We start from the raw sequence: 17,154 nt of genomic DNA on the forward strand, positions 1-17,154 counted from the left end.
TGCCGCCCCCTAGAATTGCCCGGCCCCCTTCACCTCTTCCTCGGGAAATCGCAGCTGTGCCGCGTCGCATCATCAGAACGCTCAATGCGTTCAGTGCCTGTGCCCTTGCCCTCACCTTGAGTGGCTGTATCGGAACCTGGGGCATCGCCCCGCAAAGCAAGACGCTGCAAGCCAATACCTTGACCACCGACGCGGCCATACGCGAAGCCGCGACCGACGCCCATTGGCCCGACCAGCAGTGGTGGCACGCCTATGGCGACCCGCAGCTGGATCGCTGGATTACCCTGGCGGTAGCCGGTAGCCCTAGCCTGGCCATGGCCGCGGCGCGTGTGCGCGAGGCCAAGGCCATGGCCGGCGTGGTCGAGTCGGCCGAAAAGCTCCAGGCCAATGGCCAGGCCACCCTCAAGCGCCACAACTGGCCTGAGGACCAGTTCTACGGCCCGGGCGCGCTGTCGGGCGCCAACACCTGGGACAACAACGCCGCCATCGGCTTCAGCTATGCCCTCGACCTCTGGGGCCGTGATCGCAATGCCAGCGAGCAGGCTGTGGACCAGGCGCACATGAGCGTGGCCGAAGCCCGCCAGGCGCAGCTGGAGTTGCAGAACAACGTGGTGCGTGCCTATATCCAGCTGAGCCTGCATTTTGCCCAGCGCGATATCGTCAAGGCCGAACTGGAGCAGCAGGAGCAGATCCTGGCCCTGGCCAAGCGCCGCCTGGATGCCGGCATCGGTACCCATTTCGAAGTCAGCCAGGCCGAAGCGCCGCTGCCGGAAACCCACCGTCAGCTCGACAGCCTGAACGAAGACATTGCCCTGACCCGCAACCAGCTGGCCGCACTGGCCGGCAAGGGCCCGGGGGAGGGCGCGCAATTGCAGCGCCCGGCCCTGGCCTTGGCCGCGCCGCTGAAACTGCCATCGAACCTGCCCGCCGAACTGGTCGGCCAGCGTCCCGATGTGGTTGCCAGCCGCTGGCAGGTGGCTGCCCAGGCGCGAGGTATCGACGTCGCCCACGCCGGCTTTTTCCCCAACGTCGACCTGGTCGGCAGCCTGGGCTTCATGGCTACCGGCGGTGGCCCGCTGGAATTCCTGACCGGGCGCAAGTTCAACTACAACGTCGGGCCGGCCATCAGCTTGCCAATCTTCGACGGCGGCCGCCTGCGCTCGGAACTGGGTGTGGCGTCGGCGGGGTATGACGTGGCTGTGGCCCGTTACAACCAGACCGTGGTGGGGGCACTGAAGAACATCTCCGACCAGTTGATCCGCCGCGAGTCGATGAAAGAACAGTCGCATTTCGCTGCCGAGTCCGTCGCCGCCGCGCAGAAAACCTACGACATCGCCATGGTTGCCTTCCAGCGCGGCCTCACCGACTACCTGAACGTACTCAACGCGCAGACCTTGCTGTTCCGCCAGCAGCAGGTGCAACAGCAGGTGCAGGCCGCCCGCCTGATTGCCCATGCCGAGCTGGTGACCGCCCTGGGTGGTGGCCTGCAGGCCGGTCAGGATGCGCCGAAAGAGGAACGCCAGGCCGCGCCGAAAACCCCGGCCACCCTGGCCATTTTCGACAAGAAGCCGGATAACGCCGAATGAGCACTTCCAGTTTGCCCGTGCGCTGGCTGCAAAGCCTGGAGTGGCGCCGGGGCTTCTTTGCCTGGGCCCGCACCGACGGCGTGACCTGGGTGTACATCTTCAAGGTGCTGGCCGCCGCGTTCATCACCCTGTGGCTGGCCATGCGCCTGGAGCTGCCGCAACCGCGCACAGCCATGATCACCGTGTTCATCGTCATGCAGCCGCAAAGCGGGCATGTGTTCGCCAAGAGCTTCTACCGGGTGCTCGGCACCCTGGCCGGCTCGGCGATGATGGTGGCGCTGATTGCCATTTTCCCGCAGAACACCGAGCTGTTCCTGCCCAGCCTGGCCTTGTGGGTGGGGCTGTGTTCGGCAGGCGCCATGCGCTATCGCACCTTCCGTGCCTATGGCTTTGTGCTGGCCGGCTACACGGCCGCGATGATCGGCCTGCCGGTGCTTCAGCACCCCGACCAGGCCTTCATGGCGGCGGTATGGCGGGTGCTGGAGATTGCCCTGGGCATTCTGGTGTCGACCTTCGTCAGCGCCGCCATCCTGCCGCAGTCGGCCAGTGCCGCCATGCGCAACGCCTTGTACCAGCGCTTTGGCGTTTTTGCCGGGGTAGTGGTCGAGGCGCTGCGTGGCGATAGCCAGAAGGACCGTTTCGAGAGCAGCAACGTGCGCTTCGTTGCCGAGGCCGTGGGCCTTGAGAGCCTGCGCAACGTCACCGCCTTCGAAGACCCGCACATGCGCCGTCGCAGTGGCCGGCTGGTACGGATGAACAGCGAGTTCATGGCCATTACCACGCGCTTCAACGCCCTGCACCGTTTGCTGGAGCGCCTGCGCGCCCGTGGCCCGCTGCAGATCGTCAGCGCCATCGAGCCAGGCCTGAACACCTTGGTGGAGCTGCTGCAGCCTTACGTGGGCCGGGCGTTGACCGACGCCGATGCACTGCGCCTGACCCTGGAACTGGCTGCCTACAAAGAGGGGCTGCAAGCGCAGGTGCGGGGCCTGCGCGCCGAGTACCTGGCGACCGACCCCAGCGAATCCGACCTCCTCGATTTCCACACCGCCTTCGAACTGCTGTACCGCTTCGTCGACGAGATGTTCAGCTACGCCCAAACCCACGCCTCGCTGGCCGCGCACAAGCATGAGCGCGAACAGTGGGACGAGCCCTACGTGGCGCAGACCAGCTGGCTGGTGTCGCTGGCCGCGGGAGTGCGTGCCTCGGCGGTGCTGTTGCTGCTGGGCAGCTACTGGCTGCTCAGCGACTGGCCCAGCGGCGCCATGATGACCCTCATCGCCACGGTTACCGTGGGCCTTTCGGCGGCGTCACCCAACCCCAAGCGCATGTCGTTCCAGATGGCCTGCGGCACAGCCATCGGCGCCTTTGTCGGCTTCTTCGAAACCTTCTTCGTGTTCCCCTGGATCGACGGTTTCCCGCTGCTGTGCATGGTGCTGGCGCCGGTGTTCGTGCTGGGCGCGTTCCTTTCGTCGCGCCCTGCCTATGCCGGTTACGGCATCGGCCTGCTGGTGTTCTTCGCGATTGGCTCGGTGCCGAACAACCTGACGGTGTATGACCCGTACACCTTCATCAACGACTACATCGGCATGGTCATCGGCATGTTCGTTTGTGCCGCCGCCGGGGCGATCATCCTGCCGCCCAACAGCCGCTGGTTGTGGAACCGCCTGGAGCAGGAGCTGCGCGAGCAGGTGCTTTTCGCCATCAGTGGCCGCCTGCGCGGTATCGGTACGGCCTTCGAAAGCCGTACCCGCGACCTGCTGCACCAGGCCTATGGCCTGGCGGCTGGCAAGCCGCAGGTGCAGAGCCAACTGATGGGCTGGATGTTCACCGTGCTGGAAATCGGCCACGCCGTGATCGAGCTGCGCAAGGAACAAGCTCGCGCACCGGTGCACCCGGCCTACGCCGAGTCGCAGCCGTGGCGCCAGGCCATCCGCGTCATGGGCCGTGCCCTGACACGTTTGTTCTTGCAGCCAAATGCCAGCAACCACGAACGCGCCCTGGTCGCCGTGGACCATGCCATTGCCAGGGTGCAGGCCACCGACGAACCGTTCGCCCGTCATTTCGACACCTCGGTACTGCGCCGCGCGCAGAGCTACCTGCACTTCATCCGTTCCTCCTTGCTCGACCCACAGTCGCCACTGGCACCGGCGAAAGGATTGCACCATGCCCCGTGAGATCGCCTTTCATGGCGTTTACATGCCCACCATGACCTTGATGTTCCTGTTCGCCCTGGGCCTGGCCTGGGGCCTGGACCGGTTCATTGCCAGCCATGATGGCTACCGCTTCTTCTGGCACCCGGCGCTGTTGCGCCTGAGCCTGTTCGTCTGCCTGTTCGGCGCCATGGCGCTTACTGTCTACTGGTGAGAATCCTTCGATGAAAAAGTTCTTCAGCCTGATCGCCACCCTGCTGGTGCTGGTCGCTGCCGTGGCCATCGGTCGCCAGTTGTGGCTGCACTACATGACCACGCCGTGGACCCGCGACGGCCGCGTACGCGCCGACATCATCAACGTCGCTGCCGATGTGCCAGGCTACGTGGTGGACGTACCGGTCAAGGACAACCAGCGGGTGAAGAAGGGCGACCTGCTGATCCAGATCGACCCCGAGCACTACCAGTTGGCGGTCGACCAGGCCAAGGCCATGGTGGCGTCACGCAAGGCCACCTGGGAAATGCGCAAGGTCAACGCCAAGCGCCGTGCCGACATGGACAACCTGGTGATCTCCAAGGAAAACCGTGACGACGCCAGCAACATCGCCAACTCCGCCCAGGCAGACTACCAGCAAGCCCTTGCCGAACTGGCGGCAGCCGAGCTGAACCTCAAGCGCACGCATATCGTCGCCACAGTGGATGGCTACGTGACCAACCTGAATATCCACAAGGGCGACTACGCGCGCACCGGTGAGGCGGTGATGGCGGTGGTCGACGAAAATTCGTTCTGGGTGTACGGGTTCTTCGAGGAGACCAAGCTGCCGCACGTGAAGGTGGGTGACCAGGCCGAGTTGCAGATGATGAGCGGCGAGCGCATCAAGGGGCATGTGGAGAGCATTGCCCGCGGCATCTATGACCGCGACAACCCACAAAGCCGCGAGCTGATCGCCGATGTGAACCCCACCTTCAACTGGGTGCGCCTGGCACAGCGGGTGCCGGTGCGTATTCACATCGATGAAGTGCCGGAAGGGTTTTTGCTGGCGGCGGGGACGACGTGTACGGTGGTGGTGAAGCCGAGTTCGCCTTGAGAGATGTGTTGCCCGTAAGGTGGCACATGTCCCGATTCATACACCCGTCGCCCCCACCAACACAGGTACCTGGACCTGATCGATCACCTTCGAGCTGATCGACGGGTCGAGCAACCGCCCCAACCGTGTCAGGTGACGGTGGCCCATGATGATCAGCTCGCAGTTCAATTCCTGCGCCTTGGCCACAATCACATCAACGGGCTGGCCGGCCACCATGCACCCCTGGCAGGTGAAGCCGGCTTGCTGCAGCTCGCGCACGGCCGCGGCTACGGCGTGGTCGGCATGCTGCTGTTCCTCGCAGGCGGCGGGGTATTCTTCCAGTTCCTCGGTGGTGTAGGGCGCAGGTTGCTCATGCACGGCGAAGGTGGAATCGATGGCCAGCAGCACGTGCAGTTCGTGTTCACCGGGGCAGCAGTAGCGGCGCGCGAGGGTGAGCAGGGCGCTGGAAGCAGGGGAGGCGTCGATGGCGATCAGGACGGGGCTGGGCATGGGGATCCTTGGCTGAGGCTGAGTAATGTGCTTGCAGGTCGGGCCCTTTCGAGGGGCAAGCCCGCTCCCACAGGACTCCCAAAATGCCCAAACGCTGTGGAGTAACTGTGGGAGCGGGCTTGCCCCGCGAAAGGGCCCGACCTGCCCATCACCCATTTATGGCCGAACATGCCCAGTGAATAAATGCCCCACCACGCAAGAGCGCATTGCGTCTGATGCAATCCACCAACCTGCTACCATCGCGTTTCCCACAGCTGTAATGGAAAACGGCCATGCAACTCCCGGACATGAACCTGCTCGTCGCCCTCGATGCCCTGCTCGACGAAGGCAGCGTCGTGGGCGCAGCGCAGCGCATGAACCTGAGCCCGGCCGCCATGAGCCGCACCTTGGGGCGCATTCGCGATGCCCTGGGTGACCCCATCCTGGTGCGCGCCGGCCGTGGCCTGGTGCCGACGCCGCGGGCGCTGGCCTTGCGCGAGCAGGTGCATGGGCTGGTAGAGCAGGCCGGGCAGGTGTTTCGCAGCCGTGACGATGTCGACCTGGTTAACCTGGACCGTGCCTTCAACATCCGCACCAATGATCTGTTCATTGCCCTGTACGGCGCTCAGCTGCTGCGCATGATGCTGGCCCAGGCGCCGCGTACGGTGTTGCGGTTCGTCCCGGAGGGCAGTGGTGACGATGATGCGGTGCTGCGCAACGGGCATATCGACCTGATCATCAGCTCGGCCATTGAGCTGGGGCCGGAAATCAAGGTGCAGAGCCTGTTCAACACCTACTTCGTGGGCCTGGCGCGGGAGGGGCACCCGATCTTCGACGCCCCGATCACCCCTGAGCGATTTGCCGCCTACCCGCAGATCAGCGTGTCCCGACGCGGCCGGGCTAATGGACCCATTGATGTGGCGTTGGCCAATCACAAGGTGGAACGTCGAGTGGCCCTGATCACCACCAGTTTCCATTCGGCGATGTTCTCGCTGCCGGATTCGGACCTGATCCTGCCGATACCCGCCAATATCCTCAACAGCGTGCAGCGGTTGAAGTTGCCATTGCGCTCGTTCGAGATCCCGGTGCCGTTGGAGAAGGTCAATGTGATGCAGGCGTGGCACCCGCGCTTTGACAACGACCCCGCGCACCGTTGGTTGCGCCAGACGTTGAAAGCGTGTGGCCGCATAGACCCGTGATTTCGGCATCGATTGCGTCTGACGCAATATACAACTATCAACAAGTCAGTTTTCGTCAGCATTCGACCTTCTTAAACTTGCCCCAGCCCTGAAATTGTTGCTGGAGATGTATTCCCATGAGTTCCCTGACCGCGCCCTCTTCGGCGCTGGCCGCCGCCCCCGCGCCGGCCGCACCTGCGCAGACGGCGTTTGGCCTGCAGGTGGTGGTCGGGCTGTTCGGTGTGTTGCTGGCCGTGCTGTGTGCAGGCCTCAACGAGTCGGTCACCAAGATTTCCCTCGCCGATATCCGCGGTGCCATGGGCATCGGTGCCGACGAGGGCGCCTGGTTGCTGGCGGTGTACAGCGCCGCCTCGGTCTCGGCCATGGCCTTTGCGCCCTGGCTGGCCACCACCTTCTCGCTGCGGCGCTTCACCATGAGCGCAATCGCCCTGTTCGCCGTGCTCGGCCTGTTGCAACCGTTCGCCCCCAACCTGCACAGCCTGATGCTGCTGCGTGTGCTGCAGGGCTTTGCCTCGGGAGCCCTGCCGCCGATGCTGATGAGCGTGGCCCTGCGCTTTTTGCCACCAGGTATCAAGGTCTATGGCCTGGCGTGCTACGCCCTGACTGCCACCTTCGGCCCCAACCTCGGCACACCACTGGCGGGGCTGTGGACCGAATATGTCGGTTGGCAATGGGCGTTCTGGCAGATCATCCTGCCCTCGCTGCTGGCCATCGTCTGCGTCGGCTGGGGCCTGCCACAGGACCCGCTGCGCCTGGAGCGTTTCAAGCAGTTCGACTGGCGTGGCGTGCTGCTTGGCCTGCCGGCCATCAGCTGCATCGTGCTGGGCCTGTCGCTGGGCGACCGCTGGGGCTGGTTCGATTCGCCGCTGATCTGCTGGCTGCTGGGCGGTGGTCTGCTGTTGCTGGTGCTGTTCATGTACAACGAGTGGTCCGAGCCGTTGCCGTTCTTCCAGTTGCGCATGCTGCAGCGGCGCAACCTGAGTTTTGCCCTGGTGACCCTGGCCGGTGTGCTGATCGTGCTGTCGGGTGTGGGCAGCATCCCCTCTGCCTACCTGGCGCAGATCCAGGGCTACCGCCCGGCGCAGACCAGCCCGTTGATGATGCTGGTGGCCATGCCGCAGTTGATCGCCCTGCCGCTGACGGCGGCGCTGTGCAACATCCGTGCGGTGGACTGCCGCTGGGTGCTGGGTATTGGCCTGGCGATGCTGGCGGTGTCCTGTGTCGGCAGCAGCCTGCTGACCAGCGAGTGGATCCGTGGCGACTTCTACCCGTTCTACCTGTTGCAGGTGTTCGGCCAGCCGATGGCGGTGCTGCCGCTGCTGATGCTGTCCACCAACGGCATGACGCCGCAGGAAGGCCCGTTCGCCTCCAGCTGGTTCAACACCGTGAAAGGCCTGGCCGCCGTGATCGCCGGTGGCCTGCTGGATGCCGTTGGCACCCTGCGCCGGCACTTTCATTCCAACCACCTGGTGGACAGCCTGGGCAACGCCCCGCTGGTCGACGACAGCGCTGCGGGCTTGGCCAGGCGCATCCACGACCAGGCGCTGGTACTGACCTCGGCTGACCTGTACCTGGTCCTGGCCTGCATTGCCGTGGCGCTGATCTGCCTGATTCCTTTCGTGCCTACCCGGGTCTATCCGCCGCGTGCGGTGGCCTGACCCCTGGATGAATTCGAGAACCGCTGAAATGACCAACAACCGCAAAACCCTGTTCATCGGCTCGGTGCTGGCCGTGGCTGTCCTGGCTGGCATCGTCGGCCCCTGGATATTTGGCAGCGACCACCGGCAGAGCACCAACGACGCCTACGTGATTGCCGACTACACCGTGGTCGCGCCAAAGGTGGCCGGCTTTATCAAAGAAGTGCTGGTGGAGGACAACCAGCAAGTCAAGGCCGGCCAGTTGCTGGCGACCATCGACGCCCGTGATTACCAGGCCGCCCTGGACGCCGCGCAGGCGCAGTTGCTGGTGGCCCAGGCGCAAAGCGCCGATGCCCGCGCCACCCTTGAGCGCCAGGCATCGTTGATTGCCCAGGCCGAGGCTGCTGTCAAAGCCGCCCAGGCCGAAGCGGCGTTCGCCGACCATGAGGTCAACCGCTACAGCCGCCTGGCCGAGCAGGGCGCCGGTACCGTGCAGAACGCCCAGCAGGCGCGCAGCGGCGTCGACCAGGCCCGTGCGCGCCTGGCCAATGCTCAGGCGGCGTTAGTGGCAGCGCGCAAGCAGGTGGATATTCTGACCGCCCAGGTGGCCAGCGCCGATGGCCAGCTGAAACGGGCCGAAGCGGGCGTGGAAAAGGCCCAGCTCGACCTGTCCTACACACGCATTACTGCGCCGGTGGACGGCATGGTCGGCGAGCGCGCACTGCGCGTAGGCGCCTACGTCAACCCGGGTGCCCGCCTGCTGTCGGTGGTGCCGTTGCAGCAGGCCTATGTGGTCGGCAACTTCCAGGAAACCCAGCTGACCCACGTGCAGCCTGGCCAGCCGGTGAGCATCAGCGTCGACACCTTCTCCGGCGAAAAGCTGCAAGGGCATGTGGAAAGCATTGCCCCGGCTACCGGCGTCACCTTCGCCGCCGTCAAACCGGACAACGCCACCGGCAACTTCACCAAGGTGGTGCAGCGCATTCCGGTGAAGATCGTATTCGATGATGGCCAGCCACTGCTCACCCGCCTGCGTGTGGGCATGTCGGTGGAAGCGACCATCGATACCCGTGGCGACAAGCTGGACGGCAAAGAGGTAAGCGCACGATGAAACCGGCATTACGCTTGAGCCCGGTACTGCTGGCCGTGTTGCTGGCGGGCTGCACCATGGGCCCGGACTTCCTGCGCCCTGACAGCCAGGCACCGCAGCAGTGGGCGCCGCTGCAAGGCGAGGCGGCGGCCAGCCAGCCGCAGGCCCAACCGCTGGAACTGCGTTGGTGGGAAACCTTCCATGACGCACAGCTCAGTGCCTTGATCCAGCGCGTTGCCGAGCGCAACCTCGACCTGCAGATGGCCAGCGCCCGCTTGCTGCAAAGCCGCGCCCTGCGCAGTACCGTGGCTGCCGATGAAGTGCCGTCGGTGGATGCAAGCGCCGGCTACAGCCGCGCCCGCAACAGCGCCGAAGGCCTGAGCGATCCGTCTGGCAAGGCAGGCAAAGCGGCGTACAACCTTTGGCAAGGCGACCTGGTGGCCGGTTGGGAGCTGGACCTGTGGGGCCGCGTGCGGCGCCAGGTCGAGGCTGCCGATGCTACTGTCGAAGTGGCCGAGAACGACCGCCGCGGGGTGCTGCTGGCCTTGCTCTCGGAAACCGCCGGCAATTACATCCAGCTGCGCGCCGTGCAGCACACCCTCGATGTGACGCAGGACAACCTCAAGGTTGCCCGGCACAGCCTGAAGCTGTCCGAAAACCGCCAGGCCGAAGGCGTTGCCACGCGCCTGGATGTGGCCCAGGCCAGCGCCCAGGTTGCTTCGATCGAGTCGCGATTGCCAAGCCTGGAAGCCCGGCGTGATGACCTGATCAACGCGCTCAGCCTGCTTGCTGCCGAACCGCCGCGCAGCTTGCAGGCCGAATTGCTGCAGGGCGGCGAGCTGCCCGCGCCGCAGCAGCAGTTTGCCATCGGCCTGCCCTCCGAACTGGCCGAGCGCCGGCCGGACATCCGCCAGGCCGAAGCCCGCCTGCATGCCGCCACCGCCAGCATTGGCGTGGCCAAGGCGGATTTCTACCCGAGCATCCGGCTGTCGGGCAGTGTCGGCTTCCAGGCCATGCAACTGTCGGATTTCGGCGGCTGGGATTCGCGCCGCTTTGCCTTCGGGCCGCAGCTGTCGCTGCCGATTTTCGAGGGCGGCCGGCTCACTGGCACCCTGGAGCTGCGCGAGGCGCAGCAGCAGGAAGCGGCGCTGAACTACCGCAAGGTGGTGCTGGGGGCATGGCATGAGATTGACGATGTACTTCGCCTGTACAACGCCAGCCAATTGCGCCGTGACCACCTGGCCGAGGCCGTGCGACAGAACCGCATCGCCCTGGAAACTGCCCAGCGCCAGTATGTGGAAGGGGCGGTGGACTTTCTCAATGTGCTGACGGTGCAGGGTGCATTGCTGGCCAGCGAGGAGCAGTGGATCGACAGCTCGGCGGCGGTGTCCCAGGCGTTGGTGGGGCTGTACAAGGCCTTGGGGGGTGGCTGGCAGGCGTTTGATGAGCAGCCCGCGAAGAAAGCGTAAAGGCAGGGCCGGTACAGGTAGCCGAGATCTCAGAGCGGGCGCAGCAGGCCAAAGCGCTTGCGCAGCGCCCAATCCAGCAACCGCCGTGGCAGCAACCTCGCCATCAGCGGCAACGCCGTACTGCCATTCCCCAACCGCACCATCCCCGGTACCGGCGATTTGCCGACTGCCGCCAACACACCCTGGGCAAACACCGCCGCCGAAGTCGGCTTGTCCTGCGAAGCCCGCGCCCGCGCCTGGACATGCTCACGCAACGGCCACCATGGTGAGTCCGCCGCCAGTACCTGCTCGGCCTGGCGCTGGGCATTGTTGGCGAACTGCGTGTCAATCGCCCCCGGCTGCACTTCCATCACCTGCACACCGAACGGCGCCAGTTCCAGGCGCAAGGCATCGCTCAGCGCATGCACGGCCGCTTTCGAGGCGCAGTAGGCACCGGCGAATGGCGTGACCAGCACACCGGAAACGCTGCCGATGTTCACCACCGTGGCGCGTGAGCGGCGCAGCAGCGGGAACAGCGCGCGGGTCACGCCGACCACGGCAAACACGTTGGTTTCGAACTGTTGGCGCAGGGCATCCACACCACCGTCCAGCAACGGGCCCATGGCGCCGTAGCCGGCGTTGTTGATCAGGATATCCAGGGTTTCGAGTTCTTCGGCCAGGCGGGCGAGGGCCTCGCTGTCGTTCACATCCAGTTGCCGGGCGGTGAAGCCGGCGGCGTTCAGCACTTCAACATCCTCTGCCTTGCGAGCAGTGGCCCAGACGTGGTGGCCGGCATCGCGAAAGGCGTCGGCGAGGGCGCGGCCGATGCCGCTGGAACAACCGGTGATCAGGACGGTGGGCATGATTGGGGCCTGTTGTAAGGAGGATTGGTTTTCCTGTGCCGGCCTCTTCGCGGGTTCACCCGCGAAAGGGCCGGTACAGGCGATCTATCAATTGGCAAATGTACCTTGCAGGTGCTCGGCACGGAATTCCAGGGTCTGTGGCCGGTAACCGGCGCGCAGGGGGGGCAGCGGCAGGCAGTCCTTCCACTCGGCCCCCGGCTGCAAATCACCCGGCCCTCGGTAGCGCGGGGCGTTGTAGGTGCTTTCGGCCAGGTTCACCGTGTCGCCCGGTGCATACGCCGCCACTCGCCAGCGCAGTTCGGTCAGCGGGGCCTTGTTGCCGTTTTTCATGTGTACCTGCAACGCGCGGTCAGCCGGGCATTGTTCGGGGGCATAGGCAAGGCGCAGGTCCAGGCGGGCCAGTTGCGAGGCTTCGCGGGTTTCCTGCCAGGCAACGAACAGGGCTACCAGGCCCAGGCCACATACGGCGGCCAAGGAGATCGGTAGGGCCTTGGCCGGGTAGCGCAGCAGCAGCACCAGCCAGGTGAGGATGAGGAAGGCGCCGATGATCATGGGGCTTGCAGACCTAGGTTGCGCGGGGTCTGACCATCGTAGCCTGAAATGGGGGAGGGCTCAAAAACGCGAGCCCGCCCCCAGCCCTTGTGGGAGCGGGCTTGTCCCGCGAAAGGGCCGCAAAGCGGCCCCAAGGGTCACTTACTGCGCGATGGTCTTGACCGATACCCCACGCTCGACCGGCGTGGAAGTGCGCCCATACACATCCTCGAAACGCTCGATATCATCCTCGCCCAGATAGCTGCCGGACTGCACTTCGATGATTTCCAGCGGGATCTTGCCCGGATTGCGCAGGCGGTGGACCGAAGCGATCGGGATGTAGGTCGACTGGTTCTCGGTCAGCAGGAACACGTTCTCGTCACAGGTGACCTCGGCAGTACCAGACACCACAATCCAGTGCTCGGCACGGTGGTGGTGCATCTGCAGCGACAGGCTGGCACCCGGCTTGACGGTGATGTGCTTGACCTGGAAGCGGCCGCCCATGTCCACCGAGTCGTACGAGCCCCACGGGCGATACACTTCCAGATGGTTCTGGGTTTCAGTACGGCCCTGCTCGTCGAGGGTCTTGACCATCTGCTTGACGCCCTGGACCTTGTCCTTGTGGGCAATCATCATGGCGTCCTTGGTCTCGACCACCACGATGTTCTCCAGGCCGATCACCGACACCAGCTTGCCGTTGCCGTGGATCATGCAGTTGCGGCTGTCCTGCACCACCACGTCGCCCTTGGTGACGTTGCCGTTGTCGTCCTTCTCGTGCACGTCCCACAGCGACGACCAGCAGCCCACGTCGCTCCAGCCGGCCGACATCGGCACCACGCAGGCGCGCTGGGTCTTTTCCATCACCGCGTAGTCGATGGAGTTGTCCGGGCAGCAGGCGAAGGTCGCTTCATCGATGCTGAGTACATCGTCCTCTTCCTCGCTGCGCTCCAGGGCCAGCACGCAGGTGTCGTAGATGTCGGCGTCGTGCTTTTTCAGCTCTTCGAGGAAGCGGCTGGCGCGGAACAGGAACATGCCACTGTTCCAGAAGTAGCCACCGGCCTGGACGAACTCGGCGGCACGTTTTTCGTCGGGTTTTTCCACGAACTGGGCCACGCGCGCCACGCCCTCGGGCAGCAGCGCGTCCTGGCTGGAGCGGATGTAGCCGTAGCCGGTTTCCGGCTTGGTCGCCGGTACGCCGAACAGCACCATTTCGCCACGCTCGGCGGCAACGGTGGCCAAGGCCAGGGCGCGCTGCAGGGCCTTCTGGTCGTCGATCACGTGGTCGGCGGGCAGCACCAGCATCAGATCGTCGCGGCCTTCGTTGACCAGTTTCATGGCGGCCATGGTCACGGCCGGCGCGGTGTTGCGGCCAAACGGCTCCATCAGGATGCCCTGGGTTTCCAGCTTCAGCGCAGCGAGCTGCTCCTGGACGATGAATTTGTGGTCCTTGTTGCAGACCACGATCGGCGTGTCCATGCCTTCGAACGCCAGGCGCTCGAGGGTTTGCTGGAACAGGGTGTGTTCGCCGGTCAGGGCCAGGAACTGCTTGGGGAACTGCTTGCGCGACAGAGGCCACAGACGCGAACCGCTACCACCAGAAAGAATTACCGGGATCATCATGTTTCTCCAATAGTCGTTAAAGGCAGGGGATCAGTTGCTAGCCACGGGGCGAGTTACCCACACCGGCGACAAAGCGTTGCCGGAACCGGTTACGTACAGCACGGCGGCTTCGCCGCGCTCCAGGGCGACGGGTTTCACGTCACCCACTTTCTTGTCGCCCTGGTACAGCGCCAGGTTGACCTTGACCGGGTTGATTTCGCGTTCGCCACGGCCGTTGGCGGCCACCGGCTTGACCACTTCGGTCTTGCCGTCGGCGGTTTTCAGGGTCAGCTGCTGGTCGCTCAGGTTCTGCACGCGCACCAGGGCTTTCTGCTTGTTCTTGAACGGTGGTTCTTCGATCAGCTGCGGGTTGCCGGTGCCGCTGTTGACCAGGGTGTAGTACTTGTCCGAGGCCAGCTTCACCGGCATGCTCTTGCCGCCGACCTGGGCGGTGTAGTCGCCGCCTGGCAGGAAGCTGAAGTCGCTGCTGGCCTGGGCGCCAACCTGCTTGATCTGGGTGTTGCCGACCGACGCGGCAGCCGGTGCGCTGGCTGCGTTGTACAGGCGCACAAAGGTCGAGCCTTTCGGTGCGCTAGGGCCATACAGCGCAGCATCGGCACCGGCGAAGGCCTGCATCGAAGCAAGGGAAAGGCCGGCCGCGAGGGTGAGGGCTTTGGCAATGGAAGTCTTGGTAGTCATGTGCATTTCCTCTCTATCGTTCAGTGGTTCGTCCGGGTGGACGACAAGGCCAGGTTTTCTTCGGATTTACGGGCGTTTTTCAGCTGCGCGATCCACTGCGGATCGAAGCTGCTGAGGTCGTTTTTCATGGGTAGATAACGTTCGGGGAATTCCCACACCACCACTTGCGGTGCGGCGTTTTTAAAGGCATCGCTTTGCAGGTACTTGAGCATCGGCAGCAATGGGCCGTGGCCGTCTTCGGCGTAGTTGGCGACGTCGCTGCGCAGCGCCTGCTGCAGCGCGCCAAGGAAGTTCCAGTGCGGGTTGGCGCTGTAGCTGGTCCCCACCAGCGCGACGGGGATCTCGTTGTTGGCGAACAGCGCGTCATCGCCTTCAGCAGCGGCTTGCGCCGGGCGGGTGCTGCGTTGTTGCAGGTTGTCCGGGGCCGGCAGCAGGTTGCTGAACAGCGGGTCCAGTGGCAGGAAGTTGGTCAGGTCGCCTTTGTAGGGCGCCGTGCTGCCGACTTCGGTGACGAAGGTTTGCGGGTCACCGTTGAGCAGGTTCTGCCGGCTTACAGCCTCGGCCAGCGCCTGGGCGACGACTTCGGCGCCCATCGGTGTCCAGTGGGTGTCGGTGCGCAGGAATACCTGACCACGCGCCTTGGCTTGTTCCATGGCCGCTTGCAGGTCCGGGGCGAACACGTTGGCCTGGCGCACCTGGGCATGGAACTGGTTGTACAGGTCATCGTGCAGGCTGGCCGGCTGCTCCTTGCCCAGGTATTCCGAATAGACGCGCGCCTTGGCCGGGATGATCGCCAGCACCAGCTGGCTACCGTGCTGCTGCAAGGTGTCGCGCACGCCACGGATCAGCGCCAGGTTTTCCTGCATCAGTTGTTCGGCGCCAGCCGTGGGCTTGAACTCTTCGTCGCTGAACAGCCACTGGTCGCGGCCCAGCACCACACCGGGGCGGCCCTCGTTGAACAGCTTGAAGTCCATGGCCGCCCAAAGGTTGGTGCCCAGGCGTTTGATCGGGAACTCGGCGTCGTAGTGGGTCTCGGCGGCCTTGGCCAGCTTGCCGTTGAGCAGGGTCATCTGCTCGGTGCGCTGAAAGCTTTGCAGGCCACCGGTGGACCACACGCCCATGCCCACCAGCAAACCGAGGAACGACAGGGAGTAAGTAATGCGTAATGTGCGGTTCATGTCATCGGCCTCAGAACTGGAAGTACAGGAACGGCGAGTAGCTTTGCGCCGAAAGCTTGAGGATCGAGGCCACGAACAGCAGCAGCACCAGGGCGCGGGTCATCACCCGGGTCCAGTCCAGGCCGATGGAGCCGTCGTTGTTGACCTGCACCGGAGTGGCCTGGGGCGTCGGCTTGGCATTGCGGTAGAAATCACGCAGGCCGAAGAACGCCAGGGAGATGTAGGCGACGATCAGGGTGGCCACTTGCAGGCCGGTCAGCTGGGCGCTGTTGAGCTCCGACAGCTGCCAGTCGCCAAAGCTGAACATGGCACCGTACATGCGGGCGGCCACATGCAGGTTCTCGGCGCGGAAGATCACCCAGCCCACCACCACCAGCAGGAAGGTGAAGGCCCACTTCACCGGGTTGAAGCGCTGCGGGTTGGTGTCGATGCCCAGCGCGCGTTCGATGGCCAGCCACATGCCGTGCCAGGCGCCCCAGATGATGTAGGTGAAGTTGGCGCCGTGCCACAGGCCGCCCAGCAGCATGGTCAGGAACAGGTTGCGGTAGGTGTTGAAGGTGCCTTTGCGGTTACCGCCCAAGGTGATGTACAGGTAGTCGCGCAGCCAGGTCGACAGGCTGATGTGCCAGCGCCGCCAGAACTCGGTAATCGACTGGCTGATGTACGGCTGCTTGAAATTCTCCATGAAGCGGAAGCCCATCATCAGGCCCAGGCCGATGGCCATATCGCTGTAGCCGCTGAAGTCAAAGTACAGCTGCGCGGTGTAGGCCAGCGCGCCCAGCCAGGCATCACCCGTGGTTGGATTTTGCAGGGCAAAGCAGTGGTCGGCCACCACCGCCAAGGTGTCGGCGATGAACACTTTCTTGATGAAACCCTGCATGAAGCGGGTGCAGCCTTCGGAGAACTTGTCCAGGGTGTGGGTGCGGTTGTTGAACTGGTCGACCAGGTCTTTGAAGCGCAACACGGGGCCGGCAATCAGGTGCGGGAAAATGGCCACGAACGCCGCGAAGTCGATCAGGTTGCGGGTAGCCGGGGTGTCGCCGCGGTATACGTCGATGATGTAGCTGATCGACTCGAAGATATAGAACGAGATACCGATCGGCAGCAGCACGTGGGTGAGGATGAACGGCTCCAGGCCGAACGAGGTCATGATCGCGTTCAGGCTGTCGACGCCGAAGTTGGCGTACTTGAAGTAGCCGAGGATGGCCAGGTCGACGCCCACGCCCAGCAGCAGCCAGCGCTGCGCCGGTTTGGTTCGCACGCCGGCGGCACCCACTTTGAGGCCGATCCAGTAGTTCCACAGGGTGACCCCGGCGAACAGTGCCAGGAAGTCCACCCGCCACCAGGCATAGAAGATGTAGCTGGCAATCAGCAGCAGCAGGTTGCGATAGCGTTGCCCGCTCAAGTAGTACAGGCCGAGGAAGATCGGCAAGAACAGGAACAGGAACACGTTGGACGAGAAGACCATCCCGGTTCTCCTAATTTGTTCACAGCATCCAGGGCAAAGCGCCCCCCAAACCCCCCAGTGCAAGACTGGAAGGCAACTTAGATCCCTGTGGGAGCGGGCAAGCCCGCGAACAAGGGCAAAGCCCTTGCCATGCACCGCGGTGGCTTCTTCGCG

The 17,154-nt window shown here is 64.4% G+C and carries 15 protein-coding genes; 8 read left to right on the plus strand and 7 right to left on the minus strand.

Features of this window, described 5'->3' with window-relative positions:
• Nucleotides 1–56 precede the first annotated feature (56 nt).
• The 4 genes from J3A71_RS05105 to J3A71_RS05120 are packed head-to-tail and all read left to right on the plus strand — an operon-like array spanning nucleotide 57 to nucleotide 4,821.
• Complete coding sequence (locus tag J3A71_RS05105) at nucleotides 57–1,586, plus strand: efflux transporter outer membrane subunit (RefSeq protein ID WP_016489030.1); 1,530 nt, start codon at nucleotides 57–59, stop codon at nucleotides 1,584–1,586.
• Complete coding sequence (locus J3A71_RS05110) at nucleotides 1,583–3,760, plus strand: FUSC family protein (protein WP_060517435.1); 2,178 nt, start codon at nucleotides 1,583–1,585, stop codon at nucleotides 3,758–3,760. Before J3A71_RS05105 ends, J3A71_RS05110 begins: the two co-directional genes overlap by 4 nt.
• Nucleotides 3,750–3,950: a DUF1656 domain-containing protein gene (locus tag J3A71_RS05115; RefSeq protein ID WP_009685040.1), complete on the plus strand. Its 201-nt coding sequence runs from the start codon at nucleotides 3,750–3,752 to the stop codon at nucleotides 3,948–3,950. The genes J3A71_RS05110 and J3A71_RS05115 overlap by 11 nt, the downstream gene beginning before the upstream one ends.
• A 10-nt stretch (nucleotides 3,951–3,960) precedes the next feature.
• Nucleotides 3,961–4,821, plus strand: a complete 861-nt coding sequence (locus tag J3A71_RS05120) for an HlyD family secretion protein (RefSeq protein ID WP_016489028.1) — start codon at nucleotides 3,961–3,963, stop codon at nucleotides 4,819–4,821.
• Between the two features lie 36 nt (nucleotides 4,822–4,857).
• Here J3A71_RS05120 and J3A71_RS05125 read toward each other — a convergent pair whose 3' ends face one another.
• Complete coding sequence (locus J3A71_RS05125; protein ID WP_096426740.1) at nucleotides 4,858–5,310, minus strand: universal stress protein; 453 nt, start codon at nucleotides 5,308–5,310, stop codon at nucleotides 4,858–4,860.
• Nucleotides 5,311–5,582: 272 nt separating this feature from the next.
• Here J3A71_RS05125 and J3A71_RS05130 point away from each other — a divergent pair, with 272 nt between their 5' ends.
• From J3A71_RS05130 to J3A71_RS05145, 4 genes are all read left to right on the plus strand, one after another.
• Complete coding sequence (locus tag J3A71_RS05130; protein ID WP_060517440.1) at nucleotides 5,583–6,488, plus strand: LysR family transcriptional regulator; 906 nt, start codon at nucleotides 5,583–5,585, stop codon at nucleotides 6,486–6,488.
• 116 nt (nucleotides 6,489–6,604) lie between these two features.
• Nucleotides 6,605–8,146 carry an MFS transporter gene (locus tag J3A71_RS05135; protein WP_096426739.1) on the plus strand — a complete coding sequence of 514 codons (1,542 nt, stop codon included), beginning with the start codon at nucleotides 6,605–6,607 and terminating at the stop codon, nucleotides 8,144–8,146.
• 28 nt (nucleotides 8,147–8,174) lie between these two features.
• On the plus strand, nucleotides 8,175–9,236 hold the full coding sequence (locus tag J3A71_RS05140) for an HlyD family secretion protein (RefSeq protein ID WP_096426738.1): 1,062 nt from the start codon (nucleotides 8,175–8,177) through the stop codon (nucleotides 9,234–9,236).
• Entirely contained in the window at nucleotides 9,233–10,684 is a 1,452-nt protein-coding gene (locus J3A71_RS05145) for an efflux transporter outer membrane subunit (protein ID WP_096426737.1), read from the plus strand. The genes J3A71_RS05140 and J3A71_RS05145 overlap by 4 nt, the downstream gene beginning before the upstream one ends.
• Before the next feature lie 29 nt (nucleotides 10,685–10,713).
• Here the strand turns inward: J3A71_RS05145 and J3A71_RS05150 are convergent, their stop codons facing one another.
• From J3A71_RS05150 to J3A71_RS05175, 6 genes are all read right to left on the minus strand, one after another.
• On the minus strand, nucleotides 10,714–11,526 hold the full coding sequence (locus tag J3A71_RS05150) for an SDR family oxidoreductase (RefSeq protein WP_016489022.1): 813 nt from the start codon (nucleotides 11,524–11,526) through the stop codon (nucleotides 10,714–10,716).
• A gap of 87 nt (nucleotides 11,527–11,613) precedes the next feature.
• On the minus strand, nucleotides 11,614–12,078 hold the full coding sequence (locus J3A71_RS05155) for a hypothetical protein (RefSeq protein ID WP_016489021.1): 465 nt from the start codon (nucleotides 12,076–12,078) through the stop codon (nucleotides 11,614–11,616).
• Nucleotides 12,079–12,219: 141 nt separating this feature from the next.
• Nucleotides 12,220–13,674, minus strand: a complete 1,455-nt coding sequence (locus J3A71_RS05160; protein ID WP_024717464.1) for a mannose-1-phosphate guanylyltransferase/mannose-6-phosphate isomerase — start codon at nucleotides 13,672–13,674, stop codon at nucleotides 12,220–12,222.
• 33 nt (nucleotides 13,675–13,707) lie between these two features.
• Complete coding sequence (locus J3A71_RS05165; RefSeq protein ID WP_096426736.1) at nucleotides 13,708–14,355, minus strand: alginate O-acetyltransferase AlgF; 648 nt, start codon at nucleotides 14,353–14,355, stop codon at nucleotides 13,708–13,710.
• A gap of 20 nt (nucleotides 14,356–14,375) precedes the next feature.
• Entirely contained in the window at nucleotides 14,376–15,533 is a 1,158-nt protein-coding gene (locus J3A71_RS05170; RefSeq protein WP_096426735.1) for an alginate O-acetyltransferase, read from the minus strand.
• A gap of 10 nt (nucleotides 15,534–15,543) precedes the next feature.
• Nucleotides 15,544–17,001: an MBOAT family protein gene (locus tag J3A71_RS05175; protein WP_016489017.1), complete on the minus strand. Its 1,458-nt coding sequence runs from the start codon at nucleotides 16,999–17,001 to the stop codon at nucleotides 15,544–15,546.
• Nucleotides 17,002–17,154 lie beyond the last annotated feature (153 nt).

The organism is Pseudomonas sp. PvP089, from assembly GCF_017875165.1.
GTDB classification, from domain to species: domain Bacteria; phylum Pseudomonadota; class Gammaproteobacteria; order Pseudomonadales; family Pseudomonadaceae; genus Aquipseudomonas; species Aquipseudomonas fortuita.